Source organism: Rhodococcus sp. NPDC006774 (assembly GCF_040636045.1).
Classification (GTDB): Bacteria; Actinomycetota; Actinomycetes; order Mycobacteriales; family Mycobacteriaceae; genus Rhodococcoides.
The window spans coordinates 202,279-225,300 of sequence record NZ_JBEYIW010000006.1 but is presented as its reverse complement, the minus strand read 5'-3'; the positions used below and the strand labels follow the sequence as shown (position 1 = coordinate 225,300).

Here is a 23,022-nt window from a genome sequence, read left to right as displayed (position 1 = left end):
CGGGGCAGGAGTGGAGCCTGCAGGAACGACAGGGGAAGGCAGGAGTGGAGCCTGCAGGAACGACAGGGGAAGGCAGGAGTGGAGCCTGCAGGAACGACCGGGAACGATCAGGAACGGCGTAGGGACTCACTGCACCGTTTCAGTCGGCCGATTCGAGCAATTCGTCCCGAATGTTGAGATCAGTACACCTCGGTGGCTCACGCTGCCGGGTAAGTTGAGCCAATGTTCTCCAAAGTTTTGGTTGCCAACCGCGGTGAAATCGCCATCCGCGCCTTCCGCGCCTCCTACGAACTCGGGGCCTCGACCGTTGCGGTGTTCCCGTTCGAGGACCGGAACTCGGTGCACCGGACGAAGGCCGACGAGGCGTATCAGATCGGGGAGAAGGGTCATCCTGTTCGCGCGTATCTCTCGGTCGAGGAGATCGTCGCCGCTGCCAAACGCAGTGGTGCGGACGCGGTGTATCCCGGGTACGGATTCCTTTCCGAGAACCCGGATCTGGCCGCGGCGTGTGCCGAGGCGGGCATCACCTTCGTCGGCCCGTCGGCCGACGTGCTCGAACTGACCGGTAACAAGGCGCGGGCCATCGCGGCCGCCAAGGCCGCAGGGCTTCCTGTACTGGCGTCGTCGGACCCGTCGTCCGATGTGGACGAGCTCGTCGCGGCGTCCGAGACGATGACGTTCCCGTTGTTCGTCAAGGCGGTCGCCGGTGGCGGTGGTCGAGGTATGCGCCGAGTGGCCGAGCCCGAGCAGCTGCGCGAATCCATCGAAGCTGCTGCGCGCGAGGCCGAATCGGCCTTCGGTGATCCGACGGTGTTCCTCGAGCAGGCCGTGATCGATCCTCGGCACATCGAGGTTCAGATCCTCGCCGACGGCCAGGGCAACGTGGTGCACCTGTTCGAGCGCGACTGCAGTGTGCAGCGTCGGCATCAGAAGGTCATCGAGCTCGCTCCGGCTCCCAACCTGCCCGAAGGATTGCGTGAGAAGATCTGCGCCGACGCCGTCGCGTTCGCGAAGCAGATCGGCTACTCGTGCGCCGGGACCGTCGAGTTCCTGCTCGACACCCGTGGCAATCACGTCTTCATCGAGATGAACCCTCGAATTCAGGTGGAGCACACCGTCACCGAAGAGGTGACCGATGTGGATCTGGTGCAGTCCCAGCTGCGGATCGCCTCGGGTGAGACGCTCGCGGATCTGGGTCTGCAGCAGGAGAACATCGTGCTGCGCGGTGCGGCGCTGCAGTGCCGCATCACCACCGAGGATCCGGCGAACGGATTCCGGCCGGACGTCGGACGCATCACTGCGTACCGCACGCCGGGCGGTGCGGGCGTGCGTCTCGACGGCGGAACCACGCTGGGCGCGGAGGTCGGCGCGTACTTCGATTCCATGCTCGTCAAGCTCACCTGCCGCGGCCGCGACTTCGACACCGCTGTGGCGCGGGCCCGACGAGCGTTGGCGGAGTTCAGGATTCGCGGTGTCGCGACGAACATCCCGTTCCTGCAAGCGGTTCTGGTCGATCCCGACTTCACCGCGGGCCGGGTCACCACCTCGTTCATCGAGGAGCGACCGGAACTGCTCACCTCGCGATCCTCGGGCGACCGCGGCACGAAGATTCTCGCCTACCTGGCCGACGTGACGGTCAACAAGCCGCACGGCGAGCGTCCGTCCCCGGTGTACCCACATGACAAGCTTCCCGCTGTCGACTTCTCGGCTCCGATTCCCGACGGTTCGCGTCAACGACTGCTCGCGCTCGGGCCCGAGGGTTTTGCCCGCGATCTGCGCAACCAGAAAGCTCTCGGCGTCACCGACACCACGTTCCGTGATGCACATCAGTCGTTGCTGGCGACGCGAGTACGGACGAGCGGACTGCTCGGTGTCGCCCCGTACGTGGCGCGTACGACGCCGCAGTTGCTCTCCATCGAGGCGTGGGGCGGTGCGACGTACGATGTGGCGCTGCGGTTCCTGCACGAGGATCCGTGGGAGCGCCTGGCGAGTCTGCGGGAGGCCGTGCCGAACATCGCAATTCAGATGTTGCTGCGCGGCAGGAACACCGTCGGCTACACCCCGTATCCGGAGAAGGTGACCCGCAGCTTCGTTGCCGAGGCCACCGACACCGGCATCGACATCTTCCGTATCTTCGACGCCCTCAACAATGTCGATCAGATGCGTCCGGCCATCGATGCCGTGCGCGAGACCGGTACGGCGCTCGCCGAGGTGGCACTGAGTTACACCGGTGATCTGTCGAACCCGAACGAGAACCTCTACACCCTCGACTACTACCTGAAGTTGGCCGAGCAGATCGTCGACGCAGGCGCGCACGTGCTCGCCATCAAGGACATGGCAGGACTGCTCCGCGCACCCGCAGCCAAGACGCTGGTGACGGCGTTGCGCTCGAACTTCGATCTGCCCGTGCACGTACACACGCACGACACACCCGGTGGTCAGCTCGCGACGTACCTCGCCGCGTGGGAGGCCGGGGCAGACGCTGTCGACGGTGCCAGCGCGGCGATGGCGGGTACCACGAGCCAGCCTGCGTTGTCGGCGATCGTGGCGGCTGCCGCGCACACGGAGCGTGACACCGGTCTGAATCTTCAGGCCGTCTGCGACCTCGAGCCGTACTGGGAGGCCGTGCGAAAGGTGTACGCGCCGTTCGAGTCCGGGCTGCCGGCACCGACGGGCCGCGTCTACACGCACGAGATTCCAGGCGGACAGCTCTCGAATCTACGGCAGCAAGCTATTTCGCTTGGTCTCGGTGATCGGTTCGAGACCGTCGAGGCCAATTACGCTGCAGCCGACCGCATGTTGGGCCGTTTGACCAAGGTGACGCCGAGCTCGAAGGTCGTCGGCGACCTGGCTCTGGCTCTGGTAGGTGCAGGCGCGTCCGCCGAGGAATTCGCCGAGAATCCCGGTCGCTACGACATCCCCGATTCGGTGATCGGATTCCTGCGCGGTGATCTGGGCACGCCTGCGGGCGGATGGCCGGAACCGTTGCGGACGAAGGCGCTGGAGGGTCGTGGCGAGGGCAAGCCGGTTACACCGCTCACCGAGGAGGACGAGAAGAACCTCGACGGCACGTCGGCTCAGCGCCGCGAGACTCTCAACCGTCTGCTGTTCCCCGGTCCCACGGCCGAACTCGCTGCCCACCGCGAGAAGTACGGCGATACGACGCGGCTGTCGGCCAATCAGTTCTTCTACGGGCTGCGGCAGGGCGAGGAGCATCGGGTGGCACTGGAGAAGGGCGTCGAGCTGCTCATCGGGCTCGAGGCCATCTCCGATCCCGACGAGCGTGGCATGCGCACCGTGATGTGCATTCTCAACGGACAGTTGCGGCCGGTGTCGGTGCGCGACCGATCCATCTCCAGCGAGGCCCCCACGGTCGAGAAGGCGGACCGATCGAACTCCGGGCACATCCCGGCACCGTTCGCAGGCGTCGTCACACTGTCCGTCGAAGAGGGACAGAAGATCTCGGCCGGCGACACCATCGCCACGATCGAGGCGATGAAGATGGAAGCTGCCATCACCGCTCCTCGCGGCGGCTCGGTGACCCGGCTGGCGATCTCGGGCGTGCAGCAGGTGGAGGGCGGCGATCTGCTCGTCGTCATCGGTGGGGGGTCGACGGGCGAAGAGGCCGGCAGCGAATGACACGGATCGTGGCGGGTGTCGCGGGCGGTCGACGATTGTCGGTTCCCGGCCAGGGCACCCGTCCCACCTCCGAGCGAGTTCGCGAAGCGTTGTTCAGCTCGCTGGAGAGTCGAATGGAACTCGACGGTGCCGCGGTGCTGGATCTGTTCGCAGGATCGGGAGCACTGGGGCTAGAGGCACTCTCGCGTGGAGCATCGTCGGCGGTGTTGGTCGAATCGGACGCCCGAGCGGCGGCGGTGGTGCGAAAGAACATCGCATCGGTGGGGTTGCCCGGCGCATCGGTCCGGTGCGCTCCGGTGGCGTCCGTGCTGGCGGGCGCTGCGGATGCGGCGTACGACCTGGTGTTGGCCGACCCGCCGTATGCCGTCACCGACACTGCCGTCGCCGGCCTGTTGGACAGACTCGTCACCGGGGGATGGCTCACTCCCGACGCGGTCGTCGTCCTCGAGCGGTCGTCGCGTTCGCCGGAGACCCGATGGCCGGCCGGACTGGTTCCGGAGAAGTCGAAGAAGTACGGCGAGAGTCGGATCGAGATCGCAGCACGCGCGTGACGAGCGAGCCCGGGATCGGCTGATAGGTTCGCGGGCATGACTGGCGCACTCTGCCCTGGATCCTTCGACCCGGTGACCAACGGTCACCTCGACATCTTCGAGCGTGCCGCCGCCGCCTTCGACGAGGTGGTGGTCACGGTGATGGTGAACAAAAGCAAGAAGGGCATGTTCAGCATCGACGAGCGGATCGAGATGCTCGAGGTCGCCACGGATCATCTGCCCAATGTCAGAGTCGGTTCGTGGTACGGCCTGTTGGTCGATTACGCACGGCAAGAAGGCTTTTCGGCGATCGTCAAAGGTCTGCGCAGTGCCAACGACTTCGATTACGAGTTGCAGATGGCGCAGATGAACAGAACGTTGACCGGTGTGGACACGCTGTTTCTCCCGGCGAATCCAGCTCACGGCTTCCTGTCGAGTTCGTTGATCAAGGAGGTCGCGACCTTCGGGGGAGACGTCACCGGCATGCTGCCGCCCTTCGTTCAGGATCGACTGACGGCCCGTATCGCCGAGCGGGCCGCAGAGTAGTTCGAAGAGCGACACACCGGGCCGGTATAGCGCAGACGCACGCGTCGACGGGCAGACTGAACAGCGCAGCACTGCGAGTGAAGACCGCGCAGTGGCAGATTCGACGATTGGGGTAACCGGTGTACCGCGTATTCGAGGCGCTCGACGAACTCGTCGCCATTGTCGAGGAGGCGCGCGGCGTTCCGATGACTGCCGGGTGCGTCGTCCCTCGCGGCGATGTCCTGGAACTGCTCGACGACGTCCGAGACGCCATCCCCGGCGAGTTGGACGACGCCCAGGACGTACTGGATCACCGCGACAAGCTCGTCGGCGACGCCAGGGCCACTGCGGAGAAGACGGTCGGCACCGCCAACGCAGAGGCAAAGGACACGGTCGAGAACGCCAGGGATTCGGCCGATCGCATTCTCGCCGACGCCAAGGCTCAAGCGGATCGCATGGTGTCCGAGGCGTCGGCCCACGCCGATCAGCTCGTGGCCGATGCCGAGGCGGAGGCCGAGCGAACGGTGCTCGACGGCCAGCGTGAGTACGAGGAACTGACCGTTCGCGCGCGCACCGAGGCCGATCGGATGATCGAGTCCGGTACCGCGTCGTACGAGCGGTCGGTCGCAGACGGCACAGCCGAACAGAACCGGCTCGTCTCGGAAACCGAGGTCGTCCAGGCGGCCCGCGCCGAGTCGGCTCGGGTGATCGACAGCGCGCACGCCGAATCCGATCGGATGCGCAGTGAGTGCGACGTCTACGTCGATACCAAGCTTGCAGAGTTCGAGGAGTTCCTCAGCGGCACCATTCGATCGGTCGGCCGTGGGCGTCAGCAGCTCCGAACCGGTTCGGGTGTACCGGAATACGGCAATGAGCCGTACGGTGACTCCGCGTACGGGAGCCCGGACCAGGGGCGTCGCAGCCGCCACTGAACGGCAGCGATTTGCCCTCGTATGCGCGTATGCGTATCGTTGTGGGGTTGCTTACCGACAGTAGGCATACCGACAGTAAGGAAGAACAGCCGTGCCCCCGCCCAAGAGAACGACGCGTCCGGAATTGGACGACGGATTCGTTCTGGACATTCTCAACCTCGGTCGTCGACCCGGGTCGACGAAGGCCATCGAGCGGACGGTTCCGGCTCCTTCCCGAATCGGCCTCGATGCCATTGCCATCGAAGCCGGTGTTCCGGTCTCGCTCGATCTGCAGTTGCAGGCGGTCTCGGAGGGCGTTCTCGTCACCGGCTCCGTACGGGCAGTCACGGCCGGCGAGTGCACGCGCTGCCTCGACCCGGTCGGTGGCAACGTCGACGTCTACCTGACCGAGTTGTTCGCTTACCCGAACAGCATCACCGAGGAGACCACCGATGCGGACGAGATTCACCGCATCGTCGACGACCTGATAGACCTCGAACCCGTCATCGTCGACGCGGTCGGTTTGGAGCTTCCACTCCACCCCGTCTGCAGTGACGAGTGCGAGGGATTGTGCCCAGAATGCGGCGTTCGCCTGGCGATTGCTGAATCCGGCCACAGTCACGATACAATTGATCCTCGCTGGGCTGGTCTTGCAGCCAAATTTGGCGTGGATCCAGAACCGAGCACAGAACTTGTGAACAACGAAGCCGAGGAGAAGTAAGTGGCTGTCCCGAAGCGCAAAATGTCGCGTTCCAACACGAGGTCGCGTCGTGCACAGTGGAAAACCACTGCGCCCACCCTCGTGACGTGCCCCAACCGCGGTTGTGGCGAGAAGACTCTGCCCCACATCGCGTGCCCCTCGTGTGGCACCTACAAGGGCCGCCAGGTCGTCGCAGCGGTCTGATTTCCGCTTACGTGACAAACGAAGTAGTGGACCGGCACAACAGCGGTTCGCAGAAGAATAGCTCCACTGCCGTCAGCGGCGGGGACGACCGAGAGTCGCTCCTCGCCGCTATCGGTGTCTCCCTGTCGGAACCATTGTTGACATTGGCTCTGACGCACCGGTCGTTCGCGTACGAGCACGGTGGTCTGCCGACGAACGAGCGGCTCGAGTTCCTGGGGGACTCGGTGCTCGGCCTGGCCGTCACCGAGCATCTCTACGCGGTGCACCCCACCAAGTCCGAAGGTCAGCTGGCCAAGATCAGGGCGAGCGTGGTCAACATGCATGCCCTGGCCGAGGTCGCGCGTGGACTCGGCGACGGCGGCTTGGGTCGCCACCTGCTGTTGGGCAAGGGCGAGGAGCAGACCGGCGGACGCGACAAGCCGAGCATCCTTGCCGACGGCATGGAGTCGATGCTGGGTGCAATCCACCTGCAGCACGGCATCGACGTCGCGCGCACCGTTGTACTGACGCTGTTCGCAGGTCTCCTCGATCGGGCTCCCAAGCTCGGTGCGGGGCTGGACTGGAAGACGAGCCTGCAGGAATTGACCGCCGAACGTGCACTGGGCGTTCCCGCGTACGAGATCTCGTCCACCGGGCCCGATCACGACAAGGAATTCACCGCGACCGTGTTGGTCGGCGGATTCCCTCGCGGCGTCGGTATCGGTCGATCGAAGAAGGAAGCCGAACAGAAGGCTGCCAGTCTGGCGTGGAACACACTGTCGAACAACGACACTGCGATTCCGGCCGAGTCGGCAACCGACGAAACCTGATGCCGGAACTGCCCGAGGTCGAGGTCGTCAGGCTCGGTCTGGAATCTCACGTCGTCGGCAGGACGATGCGGTCGGTGGAGGTGCTGCACCCGCGCGCCGTGCGACGACACGATCTCGGGGGCCTCGATCTGATCGGCCAGCTGCGCGGTCAGCGTGTCTCCTCTGCTCGGCGGCGCGGCAAGTACCTGTGGCTGGTGATGGAACCCGGCGACTTCGCGACCGTCGTGCACCTGGGTATGAGCGGACAGATGCTGGTGCAGCCGCCGTCCGCCCCGGACGAGAAGCACCTGCGGATTCGCGCTCGACTCGACGACGGCACCGATCTGCGCTTCGTCGATCAGCGCACGTTCGGCGGCTGGGCTCTCGCCCCGATCGTCACCGTGGACGGCACAGAGGTACCCGAACCGGTCGCGCACATTGCCCGCGACCCGATCGATCCACTGTTCGACGCCGAATCGGTGGTGACCGTGTTGCGCGGCAAGCACACCGAGATCAAGCGGGCACTGCTCGATCAGACCGTGCTCTCGGGCGTGGGCAACATCTATGCCGACGAGGCGCTGTGGCGCGCGAAGATCCACGGCAATCGAATCGCGGAGACTCTGACGCGGCCGGCACTGCGACGCCTTCTCACCGCGGTGCACGCGGTGATGGGCGAGGCCCTGGCACAGGGCGGAACCTCGTTCGACGCGCTGTACGTGAATGTCAACGGACAATCCGGCTACTTCGATCGTTCCCTCGATGCCTACGGTCAGGAGGGTCTGCCCTGTTCTCGGTGCGGAGCCCCGATCAGACGCGAGAAGTTCATGAATCGCTCCTCGTTCAGCTGCCCAACCTGCCAGCCGCGACCCCGACACGTGCGCGGCTGACCGGGCGCAGGTCATTCCGCGGGCTCCACTCCTGTGCGAACACGTCATTCCGCGGGCTCCACTCCTGAACCGCCCGCCTAGTATTTCGGTCATGGCAGAACAGAGCACGCCGACCAACCTCTGGGTCGAGCGCACAGGTACCCGTCGCTACACCGGCCGCAGCTCACGAGGAGCCGAAGTGCTCATCGGGTCCGAGTCGGTCGAGGGCGTCTTCACCCCCGGCGAGCTGCTGAAGATCGCACTCGCAGCCTGCACCGGTATGAGCTCGGACCTACCGCTCTCGCGTCGACTGGGTGATGACTACTCCGCCACCGTCGAGGTGTCCGGTGCCGCCGATCGCGAGAACGAGCGGTACCCGGAACTGAACGAGATTCTCCGAGTCGACCTCAGTGAGATGGATCCCGAGGCGCAGGAGCGTCTGCTGACGGTCGTCCAGCGCGCCATCGACAAGGTGTGCACCGTCGGGCGGACCCTGAAGGCCGGTACGACTGTCACCCTGGACATCGACGTGGACGCCTGATGAAAGCCGGGGCAGCCGTGGTCGTCACGGGTCTGCTCCTCGGCGCGGCGACCGCCCTGGCACCCACCGCGGACGCGTCGAGCAGCTGCACTCCGTGGGCGGTGAGCACGGTGGCGTCGGGATTCGGGATGCTCGAAAATCTCGAATTCGACGGCCGCGGTTCGATGATCGTCTCCGAGACCTCTCCCATCGGACCCGGCGCTCTGCGTACCGTGGCTCCTGACGGTGACCGGGGCACACTCGTTGCCGACGTCGAGTCGCCGGGCGGACTGGTCACCGACGGTGACACGCTGTATTTCACGACCGGAAACAGCGCTGCGGCAGGGCTTTTCGATACCCGAACCGGCACCGTCGACACGATCGATCTCGGTACGGGGGTTCGGTCGACGTACGCGTCGGGCCTGGCGATGCCCAACGGGCTGGCGAGATCGGAGACGGGTGATCTGTTCACCACCCGTAATCTGGGTGTCGCTGCAGGCCTGAGCCGGATCGCAACCGATCGCACCGTGTCGACGGTACGTACGGACGTGGGCACGGCGAACGGAATCGGCATCGGCGGCGAAAAGATCTACGTGGCCAACACGTTCGATCTCGAGACGACGCTCACCGTGCTCGACGCGAACAATCCGTCCGGGCCCTCCGAGCGCATTCGTATCGACGGTATCGGACCGCTCACGATGTCGGACGATCTGACCGTGGCCGATGACGGAACGGTCTATCTCGCACAGAATCTCGCCGGCAGGGTGGTCCGTATCGACCCCGAGACCGGATCGTCCTGCGTGATGGCCACCGGTGTTCCGCTGACTTCGTCGGTCGCCTTCGGCGGGGTCGGATTCGACGAGAAGGCCTTGTACGCCACCAGTTTCGACGGAACAGTCCGAAAGATGAGTCAGGTATGACGGACGAACGGCTGACGGCGTGGGTGCACGGCCTGGTTCAGGGGGTCGGGTTTCGGTGGTGGACTCGCTCGCGTGCGCTGGAGCTGGGATTGGTCGGGCACGCGACCAATCACGCGGACGGACGTGTTCTGGTGATAGCCGAGGGCCCACGTGAGCGTCTCGAGGCGCTTCTCGAGTTGCTCCGAGGCGATCGGACCCCGGGCACGGTCACGCTCGTCGTGGAGAGTTGGGACACCGCCCGCGGAGATCTGACGGGCTTCGTCGAACGCTGATCGCCCGATGCGGACGGCTCGGCGCACATCGCTGCGTACTACCGGTAAAGTACGGACGCTATGTATCTCAAGAGTCTGACGCTGAAGGGCTTCAAGTCCTTTGCTTCGGCGACGACTCTTCGTTTCGAGCCCGGAATCACCTGCGTCGTCGGGCCCAACGGTTCGGGTAAATCCAATGTCGTGGACGCCCTGACCTGGGTGATGGGTGAACAAGGTGCCAAGGCGTTGCGCGGCGGGAAGATGGAAGACGTCATCTTCGCAGGCACGTCGGGTCGAGCCCCGCTCGGCCGCGCAGAGGTGACTCTGACGATCGACAATTCCGACGGCGCACTGCCGATCGACTACTCCGAGGTCTCGATCACCCGGCGTATGTTCCGAGACGGCGCGGGTGAGTACGAGATCAACGGCAGTTCGTGCCGATTGATGGACGTCCAGGAACTGCTCAGCGACTCCGGTATCGGCCGCGAGATGCACGTGATCGTGGGGCAGGGCCGGCTCGCCGCGATCCTGGAATCGCGGCCCGAGGACCGGCGAGCCTTCATCGAGGAAGCAGCCGGGGTGCTCAAGCACCGCAAGCGCAAGGAAAAGGCCGTCCGCAAGCTCGACGCGATGCAGGCCAACCTGGCGCGGTTGACCGACCTCACGACCGAATTACGTCGCCAACTCAAGCCTCTCGGTAGGCAGGCCGAGGTTGCGCGTCGTGCGCAGACCGTCCAGGCAGACCTGCGCGATGCCCGGTTGCGACTGGTCGCCGACGATCTGGTGGCCAGGCGCGAGGAATTCGCGAACCAGACTCAGGACGAGGAAGCGGCTCGTGAGCAGTACGCGATGGTGCAGGACGCCCTCGAAGCGGGCTCGGTGGCACTCGGCGAACACGAGCAGGCCGTCGCTCGGCTGACTCCGAGCGCCGAAGCGGCCGGGCAGACGTGGTTCCGTCTCTCCGCGTTGGCCGAACGCGTGAATGCGACGGTGCGCATCGCGCACGAACGAGCTCGACATCTCGACGCCGTCCAGAGCACCGGTCGCGGACAGGACCCGGACGAGCTCGAAGCGCAGGCCGAGCGAGTGGCCGAGGAAGAGATGGAACTCGTCGAGGCCGTCGAGATGGCACGCGAAACGCTCGAGGCGGCACGTGAGCAGTTGGCCGAGCGCGAAGCCGCTGCTGCGGCCGCCGAGCGTGCCCACCTTGCGGCCGTACGCGCGGTGGCCGACCGCCGCGAGGGGTTCGCGCGCCTGTCCGGCCGAGTCGACACCTTCCGAACCAAGGTCGAGTCGATCGACGCGGAGGTGGCGCGCTTGTCGGTGGCCATCGACGAGGCACGAGAGCGCGGCGAATCGGCTCAGCGTGAATTCGAGAGTGTGCAGGATCAGATCGGCACCCTCGACGCGAGCGAACTGAGCCTCGACACCCACTACGAACGAGCCGTCGCCGCGCTGCGGCATGCCGACGCCCGAGTGACGGAGCTACAGGCCGAAGAGCGCGTCGCGGGCAAGAGGGTGGCGTCGTTCGAGGCCAGGATCGAGGCGCTGACGATGGGCCTCGAACGCAAGGACGGTGCCGGGTGGCTGGTGGAGAACCAGCAGGACGGCCTGTCGGGTCTGCTCGCAGGCCATCTCACGGTCGAGCCGGGGTACGAGATCGCGGTGGCAGTGGCAATGGGTCCGGCCGCCGATGCCGCACACGCCGAATCGTTCGATGCCGCGCGTGATGCGGTGCTGGCGCTGCGTGCAGCCGACGGTGGCCGCGCGTCCATCGTGCACGGCAATGTGGCTGCAGCGCAACCGGTTCCACGTCCGGACCTCCCGAGCGGCGCTCGATGGGTGCTGGACCTGATCGAGTATCCGGACCGGTTGGCCGGGGCCATGGCGGCCCTGCTCGACGGTGTGGTCGCGGTCGATTCGCTCGACGCTGCACACCGTCTCGTCTCCGATTCCGGTGAGCTGCGTGCGGTCACCAAGGACGGCGACGTCGTCGAAGCCGGCTGGGTCACCGGCGGCTCGGACCGTCGCCCGAGCACCCTCGAGGTGCAGTCGGCAATCGACACGTCGACGGTGGAGTTGGCGGCGGCAGTCCGACGAGCGGAGGAGCTCGACGCAGCGCTGTCGGGAGCGTTGGCAGAACAACGGGATCGGCGCGAGTCGGCCGAGCAAGCGCTCGCAGCGCTCAACGAATCAGACGCTGCGATGGCCGCGGTGTACGAGCAGCTGGGCCGATTGGGTCAATTGGCGCGTTCGGCGCACGCGGAGTCGGCACGGTTGACGACGCAGCGCAGCTCTGCCGAGGCCAGCCGAGAAGAAGCGATTGCCCGGCTTGCCGAGCTCGAGGAAAATCTGCGGACGGCCGAGGACGAGCAATCCGGTTTCGCGGGAGACGGCGAGAGCGGTGATGCGGCGACCACCATGGAACGGGAGATGGCGGCAGCGGCACTGACCGAAGTACGTGCCGTGGAGGTCGAAGCTCGGTTGAACGTGCGGACCGCCGAAGAGCGTGCACAGTCCGTGCGAGGCCGGGCAGATTCGCTTCGACGGGCGGCGCGAGCCGAGCGTGAGGCCAGGGCGCGAGCCGAACGCGAGAGCGCAGCGCGTCGGCACGCGGCCGCAGTGGCCGCGGCGGTCGGAGAATCCGGCGAGGAGGTCGCCGCACGGTTGGCTACGGTCGTTGCCGCAGCTGCACGTAGGCGCGACGAGCTCTCTGCCGAACGTGCAACGCGCACAATCGAACTCGACAAGGTGAAAGAGCAAGTCCGCGCCCTGCAGGGTCAGCTCGCGTCGATCACCGACGCCGTGCACCGGGACGAGGTGGCCCGCGCACAGGCAGCGCTGCGGATCGAACAGCTCGAGACGACGATTCTCGAACAGCACGGCATCGGCCTCGACGATCTGGTGGCCGAGTACGGGCCCGATGTGGCACTGCCTCCCACCGAACTCGAGATGGCCGAGTACGAGGCGGCCAAGGAGCGTGGTGAGCAGGTGGTGGCACCTGCCCCGATGCCGTTCGACCGAGCCACGCAGGAGCAGCGCGCCAAACGCGCCGAGCGTGACCTGGCCACACTCGGCAAGGTGAACCCGCTCGCCCTCGAAGAGTTCGCGGCCCTCGAGGAGCGCTACAACTTCCTGTCCACTCAGCTCGAGGACGTCAAATCCGCGCGCAAGGACCTGCTCGGCGTGGTCGCCGACGTCGACGAACGGATTCTGCAGGTCTTCACGGAGGCCTGGCTCGACGTCGAACGAGAATTCACCGGCGTGTTCGCCAAGCTCTTTCCTGGCGGCGAAGGACGACTGATCCTGACCGACCCGTCGGACATGCTCACCACCGGAATCGAGGTCGAGGCCCGCCCGCCCGGCAAGAAGGTCAAGCGGCTCTCGCTGCTCTCCGGTGGCGAGAAATCGCTGACCGCGGTGGCCATGCTGGTGGCCATCTTCCGTGCCCGACCGTCTCCGTTCTACGTGATGGACGAGGTCGAGGCTGCACTGGACGACACCAACCTGCGTCGACTGATCGGATTGTTCGAGCAGCTCCGCGAGAAGTCGCAGCTGATCGTCATCACCCACCAGAAGCCGACGATGGAGGTGGCCGACGCGCTGTACGGCGTCAGCATGCGCGGCGACGGCATCACCACGGTCATCTCGCAGCGGTTGAACCGAGAACGCGTCGCAGTGGACGCACCACAACCGGACCCGGCCGAGCCAGACGCAGCCGAGCCGGACGCAACGGAGCTGGAGGCGGCACCTGTCGTCGCCGAATCCGACACCGTGTCCTGAGGTTCGTCCGCCGGAGCTACTGCTTGGGGTAGAGCTGTTCGGCGTAGGACGGTCCGTAGTACTCGCGCAGTTCCTCCACCGTCTCGGGAGCCTGAGGAATCAGCGCCTTCGTCAGCGTCGCGACGTCGGGGATGGCGTCGGCATCCCAGGTCTCGGGCTGCCACAGCTTGGATCGCATGAACGCCTTCGCACAATGGTGGAACACCTGCTCGATGTCGACGACCAGGCACATGATCGGTCGGTGGCCTTTGACCTGTAGCTCGTCGAAGAACGGGGCGTCGGTGACCAGGGAGGCTCGACCGTTGATGCGGAGGGTGTCGCCGCGACCGGGAACGAAGAAGTTCAGCCCGACGAACGGGTTCTCGAGAATGTTGCGATAGCCGTCCATCCGGCGGTTGCCCGGCCGTTCGGCGAGAGCGATCGTGGCGTCGTCGAGGACGTGCACCAGACTGCCGGGCGGATCGCCCTTGGGTGAGACGTCGCATCGCCCGCTCGCGTCGGAGGTTCCGAGGAGGCAGAACGGTGAGGCAGCGAGCCACTGCACGTCCAGAGGGTGCAGTGTGCGTCGGTCCTTGTTGGCGGCTCGGAAGCTCGGCTCTCCGAACATCTCGGTCAGTTCGGCGGCGTCGCGCACCGTGGTCCACTCCATGACCGTGAATGCTATCGACACTCCACTCCCGGGCGGGAGCGGATTTTCACGGTCGGTGCACCACCGGTGACCGACGGCCATGATCGCCTGAGAGGATGTCCTACGTGAGTAACCAAGCGTGGATCATCGTCGCGGCGATCGCTGCCGTCCTGCTCGTCGTCCTCGTCGTCGGGCTTGTCCTCTCCCGTCGTCGGAGAGTGTCCCTCAAGTCGGACGAGGCCGCACGAATCGAGGACGCGGCCGCCAAGGACAGATCCGGTGGCTACACCGCGGGCAGTGGTTTCTCGTTCAGTCAGGGAACGGCGACAGCCGAGCCCGTGGTCCCGAAGCCCCCCAAGCCTGCCGAACCGAAGCCGGTCGAACCGAAGCCGGTCGAGAATATCCCCGTCGAGCCGCCGCCGGTGGTTCCAGCGCCTGAACCGGTCGAATCGGAGACCGTGTGGATCGAGCCGGAGGTGCTCGAACCCGAGGCCCCGGCGACCGATGTCACCGTGGCCGAGCCTGTTGCGCCCGAGCCCCCCGTAGTCGACACCGTCGCCCCTGCGCCTCGCCGCTTGGACACCATCGACCCGACCGAGGGACGGCTCGACCGTCTCCGTGGCCGGTTGGCGCGATCTCAGTCCGCGGTGGGCAAGAGCCTGCTCGGCCTGCTCGGCGGCGGAGACCTGGACGAGGACTCGTGGGAAGAGGTCGAGGACACCCTGCTGATCGCCGATATCGGGTCGGCCACCACAGCGGAGATCATGCGAACGCTGCGTGAGCAGATGGCGGCGCGCAGTATTCGCACCGAAGCCGATGCCCGGGCCCTGTTGCGCGAGATTCTGGTCGCGCAGCTGCATCCCGAGTTCGATCGGTCGATTCGGGCTCTGCCACACGACGGCGCGCCCGCCGTGCTGCTGGTGGTCGGCGTGAACGGCACCGGCAAGACCACGACCACGGGCAAACTGGCTCGCGTGCTGGTCGCCGACGGACGGCGGGTGTTGCTCGGTGCCGCCGACACGTTCCGCGCAGCTGCGGCCGATCAGCTGCAGACCTGGGCCGAGCGAGTGGGGGCCGAGGTGGTTCGCGGCAAGGAGGCCGCGGATCCGGCCGCCGTCGCGTTCGACGCGGTGAGCAAGGGGATCGAGAACGGTGTCGATGTGGTTCTGATCGACACCGCGGGACGGTTGCACACCAAATCGGGTCTGATGGACGAGCTGAGCAAGGTCAAGCGCGTCATCGAGAAGCGGGCCCACGTCGACGACGTTCTGCTCGTTCTCGACGCAACCGTGGGCCAGAACGGACTGACACAGGCCCGTGTCTTCGCCGAGATCGTGAACATCACGGGAGTCGTGCTGACCAAGCTCGACGGAACCGCGAAGGGTGGCATCGTTTTTCAGGTGCAGCGTGAGCTCGGAGTGCCCGTCAAGCTCGTCGGTCTCGGTGAAGGTGCCGACGATCTGGCTCCGTTCGAGCCGGGGGCGTTCGTCGACGCACTGCTCGGCTGATCGACCGCGGGGGCGGCCCGCTAACCGGGGTGAAAGCACAAACGCCAGCACGAAACCTTTTTGCAACAGGATTCGGTCATGCGTTCACATATCCGAAACACCAGAGTGTCACGGATGAAACTTCGTGAAACCACTCTTCTCGTCAGGTATCCAGCCGCGCATGGCTGGGCCAGAAGGAGGAGGCTCAAGGTGGATTTCCCCACAATCGGTGCAGCGGACACCGGGGACACAGCGTGGATGCTGACAAGCGCCGCGCTCGTGTTGCTCATGACCCCGGGTTTGGCGTTCTTCTACGGTGGCATGGTTCGCGCGAAGAGTGTTCTGAACATGATCATGATGAGCGTCGGAGCCATGGGTGTCGTGGGCATTCTTTGGGTGCTGTACGGCTACTCGGTGGTCTTCGGTGAGGACAAGAGCAACATCATCGGGGACCCGTTCCAGTTCTTCGGCCTGAAAGGTCTGATCGGCGGTTCGTACCTCGCAGAGACCGACGACGCGGGTGCGGTGTTGGCCGATTCTGCGATTCCACTCGTCGGCACCATCCCGGCGACCGTGTTTGTCGCTTTCCAGGCCATGTTCGCCATCATCACGGTGGCCCTCATTTCCGGTGCCGTGGCAGATCGGCTCAAGTTCGGCCCGTGGCTGTTGTTCGCTGGACTCTGGGCGACACTCGTCTACTTCCCAGTCGCGCACTGGGTGTTCTCCTTCGACGGAGTCACCACCGATACCGGCGGCTGGATTGCCAACAAGCTGCTTGCAATCGACTTCGCCGGCGGAACTGCCGTCCACATCAATGCCGGTGCGGCCGGTTTGGTGTTGTGCATCATTCTCGGTAAGCGAAAAGGCTGGCCCGGCACGCCTTTCAGGCCGCACAACTTGACGCTCGTCATGCTCGGTGCAGGTCTCCTCTGGTTCGGCTGGTTCGGCTTCAATGCCGGCTCCGCCGTCGGCTCCAATGGAATCGCAGGCGCAACGTTCATCACCACCGTGGTCGCGACATGCGCTGCCATGTTGGCGTGGTTGCTGGTGGAGCGAATTCGTGATGGTCACGCGACCACGCTCGGCGCTGCGTCGGGCATTGTTGCGGGTCTCGTCGCCATCACGCCGTCGTGCTCGTCGGTGGACATCTACGGTGCCATCGCCATCGGTGTCGTTGCTGGTGCGCTATGTGCACTCGCGGTCGGCCTCAAGTACAGGTTCGGATTCGACGACTCGCTCGACGTGGTCGGTGTTCACCTGGTCGGCGGCATCGTCGGCACTCTGCTCGTCGGCTTCGTTGCTACAGCCGACGCGCCTGCAGGCGTCGACGGGCTCTTCTACGGCGGCGGCGCGGATCAGCTGTGGCGTCAGGCGGTAGGTGCCGGTGCAGTACTGCTCTACTCCCTCGTGGCCACCACTGTGGTTGCATTGATCGTGAAGTACACAGTTGGTTTGCGTGTAAGCGATGAGGGTGAGTCACTCGGAGTTGATGAGTCGGAGCACGCAGAAACTGCCTACGACTTCGCCGCACTCGGCGGAAGTTCGGCAGTGGGTCGCGTGACCGGCAAGGAGGTATAGGGAAATGAAGCTGATCACGGCAATCGTCAAACCGTTCACCCTGGAGGACGTCAAGACGGGGCTGGAGCAGGCCGGCGTACTCGGAATGACAGTCAGTGAAGTTCAGGGTTACGGCCGCCAGAAGGGCCACACCGAGGTGTACCGAGGTGCCGAGTACTCGGTCGACTTCGTCCCGAAGGTCCGTGTCGAGGTAGTCGTCGACGACGCCGCTGTGGAGAAGGTCGTCGAGGTCATCGTCGAGGCTGCTCGCACCGGCAAGATCGGTGACGGCAAGGTCTGGGTTTCCCCGGTCGACTCGGTCATCCGAGTCCGCACCGGAGAACGTGGCGCCGATGCACTCTGACCCCAAAGGGTCTCGGGCCGTGGGCCCCGGTTCTGGCGCGAAAGCGTCAGGATCGGGGCCTTCGGTCTCCATGGGCTCCGCATCGAAGGGCACGAGCGATGCTGCAGCAGATCTCGCTCGGGCCAGAAAACAACTACTCGACGGCGGAACACGCAATCGTCGCCTCGATGCACCCTCGCTTCGGCAGGCTCTGGTCGATCTCCACGAGTTCTGGCTGACCACCAAAGGGGCCGAGCTGGGGATCAAACCGGACTCCGGTTTCGCGATCGTCGCCGTCGGCGGTCTTGCGCGTCGTGAACTTCTGCCGCATTCGGATCTGGACCTGATCCTGCTGCACGACGATCTCGAACCACGCATCGTCTCCGACGTCGCAGACAAGCTCTGGTACCCGCTGTGGGACGCACACATCAAGCTCGACCACAGCGTGCGAACGGTGCCGCAGGCTCTGCAGGTCGCTGCAGCCGACATGACGGCATCGCTCGGAATGCTCGAGGCGCGTCACATCGCCGGAGACGTCGAATTGAGCAACCTTCTCATCGGCGGCGTACGTCGCCAGTGGCGCAACGGCATTCGAGGGCGTTTCGACGAGCTGATCGAGCAGACCCGCGGGCGGTGGTCGCGCAGCGGTGAGATCGCGCACCGCGCCGAACCCGATCTCAAGAGCGGTCGCGGGGGACTGCGCGACGTTCAGTTGCTCGACGCCCTCTCCATCGCGCAGTTGACCGACGGTATGCCCGGGCTCGGACCCGAATCGCCGGGTGGCGGTTTGGCATTCGCACACGGACGCCTGCTGGACGTGCGCACCGAACTGCATCGCGTCGCCGGTCGAGCACGGGATCAACTGCGGGCACAGGACGCCGACGAGATCGGTGCCGCGCTGCGAATCGGTGACCGTTTCGATCTTGCTCGCGTACTGAGCGATTCGGCCCGCACCATCAGCTACTCGGTCGACGTCGGACTGCGTACCGCCGGCAATTCGCTTCCCCGAAAGGGTCTTTCACGCCTTCGTCGAGTCCCGGTCCGGCGGCCGCTGGACGAGGGGGTCGTCGAACACGGCGGCGAGGTCGTTCTCGCCCGCGACGCGCGGCCGAACAAGGATCCCGGTCTGATCATGCGCGTCGCCGCGGCATCGGCGCAGACCGGAATGCCGATGTCTGCCTCGACCCTGAACCGACTGTCCGACAGTGCGCCCGAGCTCCGGGAACCCTGGCCGAAGGAAGCCCTCAACGATCTGCTCGTGTTGCTCGGATCGGGTCGCAAAGCCATTGCGGCCATCGAAGCTCTCGATCGAACCGGACTGTGGGGCAGGCTTATTCCGGAGTGGGGTGCGGTACGCGATCTGCCGCCGCGAGATGCCGTGCACACGTGGACAGTCGATCGGCATCTGGTCGAAACTGCTGCCTACGCAAGCGCATTGACCACCAGAGTTGCGCGTCCGGACCTGTTGGTGCTCGGCGCGCTGATACACGACATCGGCAAAGGACGCGGCGGCGACCACAGCGTCGTCGGAGCCGATCTGGCCATCCAGATCGGCAACAGGCTCGGACTGTGGCCGTCCGACGTGGCACTGCTGACGTCGATGGTGAGATACCACCTGCTGCTGCCGGAGACCGCCACCAGACGCGACCTCGACGACCCCGCAACCGTGCAAACCGTCGTCGACGCACTCGGTGCCGACACCATCCTGCTCGAGCTGCTTCACGCACTGGCCGAGGCGGATTCGCTCGCCACCGGACCCGGGGTGTGGGGCGACTGGAAGGCATCGCTCATCCGCGAGCTCGTGCGTCGCTGCCGATTGGTGATGGCGGGGGAGAGTCTGCCCTCCCCGGATCCACTCGACCCCGCCCACATCGAACTCGCAGCGAGGGGAGGCGTCCATGTCGACATCTCGCCGACCGACGGGCTGCACACCTTCGTTGTCACCGTCATCGCCCCCGACACGCCCGGGCTGCTCTCCGACGCTGCGGGAGTCCTCGCACTCCATTCGCTTCGTGTGCTCTCGGCCTCCCTCGGAAGTCACGAGGGGTCGGCGATCAACTCGTTCGACGTTGCGCCGCTCTTCGGATCTCCGCCACAGGCGGGTCTGTTGCGGCAGGAGATAATCCGCGCCCAGGCAGGCGAACTCGACCTCGTCGCCGTGCTCGACGCCAAGGAACGCGACGCCAGGGCCGAAACCGTCGAGGACGACGCCGAGGATTCGGCAGTCCCGGTTCTGTACGCCCAAGCTCCGCCTCGGGTGCTGTGGTTCGACGACAACGAACCAGGTCAGGTGGTGCTCGAACTACGAGCGGAGGACCGGCTCGGTCTGCTGTGCCGATTGGCCAGCGCGATCGAACAGCAGGGACTCGACATCCGATGGGCCCGCGTCTCGACCCTGGGCAGCTCGGTGGTCGACTCCTTCTGCATCGACCTGGCGGGAGCGGACAGCAGGGCGGTCCGCGAAGACCTCGAGCGTGCGATCCTCGCGGTCGTACCTGCCCCGGAACCGCCCAAGCCCCCGGAGAAGCCGGAAGGCACCTGACCGCGGGTCGGAAAGCGACAGCAGACCGACCCGCGCTGGTGACTATTCACGAACTTCCGGCCGACGGGTATGCCGCCGATGCCGATTTGTTACATTCGTCCCCGACGCAGAAACGACACTCTCAATCGTTCTGCAGGCTCCACTCTGCTCGAACCACGTCGTTCCTGCAGGCTCCACTCCTGATCATTCGAGAGGCACGAACTGTGGGATCCCACCGACGGTCGACCGTCCACGTACCGACCGACATCGCAGCGCGTCCGACGCGCGGCAGACACCGCGCCGTTCAAGACACCCCCGACCTCGGTCGACGCGCGGCAACGATCGTCGCCGCGACCGGCGCGATCGTCGTCGGAGCGACGTCGATGGGTGCCGCAACTGCAGGGGCCGCGCCGATCCAGGAGGCACCAGCAGCCGGACTCCCGTTCGCGGTGCCCGAGGGTCTGCTCCCCGCGGGATTCGAGCTGCCCCAGTTCGAGCTTCCTCAGTTCGTACCCCCACAGTTCGCGCCCCCGCCCGCACCGTCACAGCCCGCACCGCCCGAAGCCGAACCTGCACCTGCACCGGCACCGGCACCGGCACCGGCTGGCGACCCACTGGCCGCGTTCGGAGTCACCGATCCCGCTGCCGCCGCCCAGCAGTGGCTCGACGATGTGGGCCTGGGGCAGTTGGGTGCGCAGTCACCCCTCGACAGCCTGCGCTCGCTGAAGAAGGGCACAGTGCAGCCAGTGGCAGGGGTGTTGACGTCCAACTTCGGCTCGCGATGGGGCACTCAACACAGCGGCCTCGACATCGCGGCACCCATCGGGACGCCCATCCACGCCGCTGCCGACGGCACCGTGTCCGACGCAGGACCGGCATCCGGCTTCGGTCTCTGGGTCAAGGTGCGGCACGACGACGGCACCGAGACGGTCTACGGACACGTCAACGACTTCTCCGTCCAGCCAGGCCAGCGCGTGTCGGCCGGTGAGCAGATCGCCACCGTGGGCAACCGTGGCCAGTCGACGGGCCCACATCTGCACTTCGAGGTACACGATCCCTCGGGCGTCAAGGTCGACCCCGCGCAGTGGCTCGCGACGCGGGGCGTGGCAGTGACGTGGAACGACTCCGCGCGCCTGGCCTGACTGCTCGACATCGCCACGTTCGACACGACAGTCGAACGCCCCAGCGACGACGCGGCGTGCTGCCGCTAGTGTGGTGACCGTGCCGGATTCGGCTCGTTTTCGGTGATCGGCTAGCTCAGGAGTGCAATCGGTGTTCGAATCCCTTTCAGACAGGTTGACCGGGACTCTCAAGGACCTGCGTGGCAAAGGTCGACTGTCCGGCGCGGATATCGACGCCACCGCCCGTGAGATCCGTCTGGCCCTGCTCGAAGCGGACGTGGCACTGCCCGTCGTACGTGAGTTCATCAACCGCATCAAGGTCCGGGCCAAGGGTGCCGAGGTCTCCGGCGCGCTCAACCCTGCCCAGCAGGTAGTCAAGATCGTCAACGAGGAACTGGTCGGCATCCTCGGCGGCGAGACTCGCAGGCTCGTCTTCGCCAAGAACCCGCCCACGGTGATCATGCTCGCCGGTCTGCAGGGTTCGGGTAAGACGACGCTCGCGGGCAAGCTCGCGAAATGGCTCAAGGGCCAGGGCCACACCCCGCTGCTCGTCGCGTGCGACCTCCAGCGTCCCGGTGCCGTGAGCCAGCTGCAGATCGTGGGCGAGCGCGCCGGTGCCGCCGTCTTCGCGCCGCATCCGGGCACGTCCATCGGCGGCGGCGACAATGCGCTCGGCGTCTCGGCCGCGGATCCCGTCGAGGTCGCGCGGGCCGGCATCGCCGAGGCTCGGAGCAAGCAGTACGACGTGGTCATCGTCGACACCGCCGGTCGCCTCGGCATCGACACCGAGCTGATGAGTCAGGCCGCGGGAATTCGTGACGCGGTCCAGCCGGACGAGACACTGTTCGTTCTCGACGCGATGGTCGGCCAGGATGCCGTCAGCACCGCCGAGGCGTTCCGCGACGGAGTCGGCTTCACCGGCGTTGTGCTCACCAAGCTCGACGGCGACGCTCGTGGCGGCGCAGCACTCAGTGTCCGCGAGGTGACCGGACAGCCCATTATGTTCGCGTCGACCGGCGAGAAGCTCGAAGATTTCGACGTCTTCCACCCCGATCGTATGGCCAGCCGCATCCTCGGCATGGGCGACGTGCTGAGCCTGATCGAGCAGGCCGAACAGCACTTCGATGCCGAGCAGGCCGAGGCGACGGCCAACAAGATCGGATCGGGACAGCTCACGCTCGACGACTTCCTCGAGCAGATGATGGCCGTCCGCAAGATGGGGCCGATCGGAAACCTGCTGGGCATGCTGCCCGGTGCCGGCCAGATGAAAGAACTCGCCAACGTCGACGAGAAGCAGCTCGATCGCGTACAGGCGATCATCCGCGGCATGACGCCGCAGGAGCGTACCGACCCGAAGATAATCAACGCGTCACGTCGATTGCGTATCGCGAACGGTTCGGGCGTGAAGGTCTCCGACGTCAATCAGCTGGTAGATCGGTTCTTCGAGGCTCGCAAGATGATGTCGGCCATGGCCGGTCGAATGGGCATGCCCGGTGCGCGCAAGCAGGTGCGGAACAACAAGAAGGGCAAGAAAGGCAAGAAGGGCGCTCGCGGTCCGACGCAGCCGAAGATCCGCGGTGGATTCCCCGGCATGCCGGGCGGAATGCCCGCGGGTATGCCCGACCTGTCGTCCATGCCCAAGGGTCTCGACCAGTTGCCGCCGGGGCTCGAAGGCATCGATCTGTCGCAGCTGAAACTGCCCAAGAAGTAAGCGCGTACACGTGTCGG

The 23,022-nt window shown here is 65.7% G+C and carries 19 protein-coding genes; 18 read left to right on the top strand and 1 reads right to left on the bottom strand.

Going from position 1 to position 23,022, the window contains the following annotated elements:
* Positions 1-222: 222 nt before the first annotated feature.
* From ABZ677_RS11995 to smc, 12 genes are all read left to right on the top strand, one after another.
* On the top strand, positions 223-3,639 hold the full coding sequence (locus tag ABZ677_RS11995) for a pyruvate carboxylase (protein WP_358369506.1): 3,417 nt from the start codon (positions 223-225) through the stop codon (positions 3,637-3,639).
* Complete coding sequence (rsmD, locus tag ABZ677_RS11990) at positions 3,636-4,190, top strand: 16S rRNA (guanine(966)-N(2))-methyltransferase RsmD (RefSeq protein WP_037189685.1); 555 nt, start codon at positions 3,636-3,638, stop codon at positions 4,188-4,190. The genes ABZ677_RS11995 and rsmD overlap by 4 nt, the downstream gene beginning before the upstream one ends.
* A gap of 36 nt (positions 4,191-4,226) precedes the next feature.
* Positions 4,227-4,715 carry a pantetheine-phosphate adenylyltransferase gene (coaD, locus tag ABZ677_RS11985; protein WP_037189683.1) on the top strand — a complete coding sequence of 163 codons (489 nt, stop codon included), beginning with the start codon at positions 4,227-4,229 and terminating at the stop codon, positions 4,713-4,715.
* A gap of 119 nt (positions 4,716-4,834) precedes the next feature.
* Positions 4,835-5,626, top strand: coding sequence for a DivIVA domain-containing protein (locus tag ABZ677_RS11980; protein ID WP_094634206.1), 792 nt, complete (start codon positions 4,835-4,837; stop codon positions 5,624-5,626).
* 91 nt (positions 5,627-5,717) lie between these two features.
* Positions 5,718-6,326 (top strand): DUF177 domain-containing protein, encoded by a 609-nt coding sequence (locus ABZ677_RS11975; RefSeq protein ID WP_037189678.1) that lies wholly within the window; start codon positions 5,718-5,720, stop codon positions 6,324-6,326.
* Complete coding sequence (rpmF, locus tag ABZ677_RS11970; RefSeq protein WP_032397784.1) at positions 6,327-6,509, top strand: 50S ribosomal protein L32; 183 nt, start codon at positions 6,327-6,329, stop codon at positions 6,507-6,509.
* An 11-nt stretch (positions 6,510-6,520) separates the two neighbouring features.
* Entirely contained in the window at positions 6,521-7,318 is a 798-nt protein-coding gene (rnc, locus tag ABZ677_RS11965) for a ribonuclease III (protein ID WP_230596224.1), read from the top strand.
* Positions 7,318-8,184, top strand: a complete 867-nt coding sequence (gene mutM, locus ABZ677_RS11960) for a bifunctional DNA-formamidopyrimidine glycosylase/DNA-(apurinic or apyrimidinic site) lyase (protein WP_037189672.1) — start codon at positions 7,318-7,320, stop codon at positions 8,182-8,184. The genes rnc and mutM overlap by 1 nt, the downstream gene beginning before the upstream one ends.
* Positions 8,185-8,275: 91 nt before the next feature.
* The gene (locus ABZ677_RS11955; protein ID WP_037189670.1) at positions 8,276-8,704 is read left to right on the top strand and encodes an OsmC family protein; all 429 of its coding nucleotides are present in this window, start codon (positions 8,276-8,278) and stop codon (positions 8,702-8,704) included.
* The gene (locus ABZ677_RS11950; RefSeq protein ID WP_358369499.1) at positions 8,704-9,603 is read left to right on the top strand and encodes an SMP-30/gluconolactonase/LRE family protein; all 900 of its coding nucleotides are present in this window, start codon (positions 8,704-8,706) and stop codon (positions 9,601-9,603) included. The genes ABZ677_RS11955 and ABZ677_RS11950 overlap by 1 nt, the downstream gene beginning before the upstream one ends.
* Positions 9,600-9,875, top strand: a complete 276-nt coding sequence (locus ABZ677_RS11945; protein WP_094634209.1) for an acylphosphatase — start codon at positions 9,600-9,602, stop codon at positions 9,873-9,875. The genes ABZ677_RS11950 and ABZ677_RS11945 overlap by 4 nt, the downstream gene beginning before the upstream one ends.
* A gap of 60 nt (positions 9,876-9,935) precedes the next feature.
* Positions 9,936-13,637 carry a chromosome segregation protein SMC gene (gene smc, locus ABZ677_RS11940; protein ID WP_358369495.1) on the top strand — a complete coding sequence of 1,234 codons (3,702 nt, stop codon included), beginning with the start codon at positions 9,936-9,938 and terminating at the stop codon, positions 13,635-13,637.
* 16 nt (positions 13,638-13,653) lie between these two features.
* Here the strand turns inward: smc and ABZ677_RS11935 are convergent, their stop codons facing one another.
* The gene (locus ABZ677_RS11935) at positions 13,654-14,286 is read right to left on the bottom strand and encodes a pyridoxamine 5'-phosphate oxidase family protein (RefSeq protein WP_094742088.1); all 633 of its coding nucleotides are present in this window, start codon (positions 14,284-14,286) and stop codon (positions 13,654-13,656) included.
* 95 nt (positions 14,287-14,381) lie between these two features.
* Between ABZ677_RS11935 and ftsY the strand changes: the two genes are divergently transcribed.
* The 6 genes from ftsY to ffh all read left to right on the top strand — a co-directional run bounded on the left by ftsY (position 14,382) and on the right by ffh (position 23,005).
* A complete protein-coding gene (ftsY, locus tag ABZ677_RS11930) occupies positions 14,382-15,773 on the top strand; it encodes a signal recognition particle-docking protein FtsY (RefSeq protein ID WP_358369492.1) in 1,392 nt (463 codons plus the stop codon).
* 189 nt (positions 15,774-15,962) lie between these two features.
* Positions 15,963-17,330, top strand: coding sequence for an ammonium transporter (locus ABZ677_RS11925; protein ID WP_358369489.1), 1,368 nt, complete (start codon positions 15,963-15,965; stop codon positions 17,328-17,330).
* A gap of 4 nt (positions 17,331-17,334) precedes the next feature.
* Positions 17,335-17,673, top strand: coding sequence for a P-II family nitrogen regulator (locus tag ABZ677_RS11920; protein WP_019664269.1), 339 nt, complete (start codon positions 17,335-17,337; stop codon positions 17,671-17,673).
* Complete coding sequence (locus tag ABZ677_RS11915; protein ID WP_037190176.1) at positions 17,663-20,194, top strand: [protein-PII] uridylyltransferase; 2,532 nt, start codon at positions 17,663-17,665, stop codon at positions 20,192-20,194. The genes ABZ677_RS11920 and ABZ677_RS11915 overlap by 11 nt, the downstream gene beginning before the upstream one ends.
* Positions 20,195-20,397: 203 nt before the next feature.
* Positions 20,398-21,315 (top strand): M23 family metallopeptidase, encoded by a 918-nt coding sequence (locus tag ABZ677_RS11910; protein ID WP_358369485.1) that lies wholly within the window; start codon positions 20,398-20,400, stop codon positions 21,313-21,315.
* 130 nt (positions 21,316-21,445) lie between these two features.
* Entirely contained in the window at positions 21,446-23,005 is a 1,560-nt protein-coding gene (gene ffh / locus ABZ677_RS11905) for a signal recognition particle protein (protein ID WP_037190175.1), read from the top strand.
* The last annotated feature ends 17 nt before the right edge of the window (positions 23,006-23,022 follow it).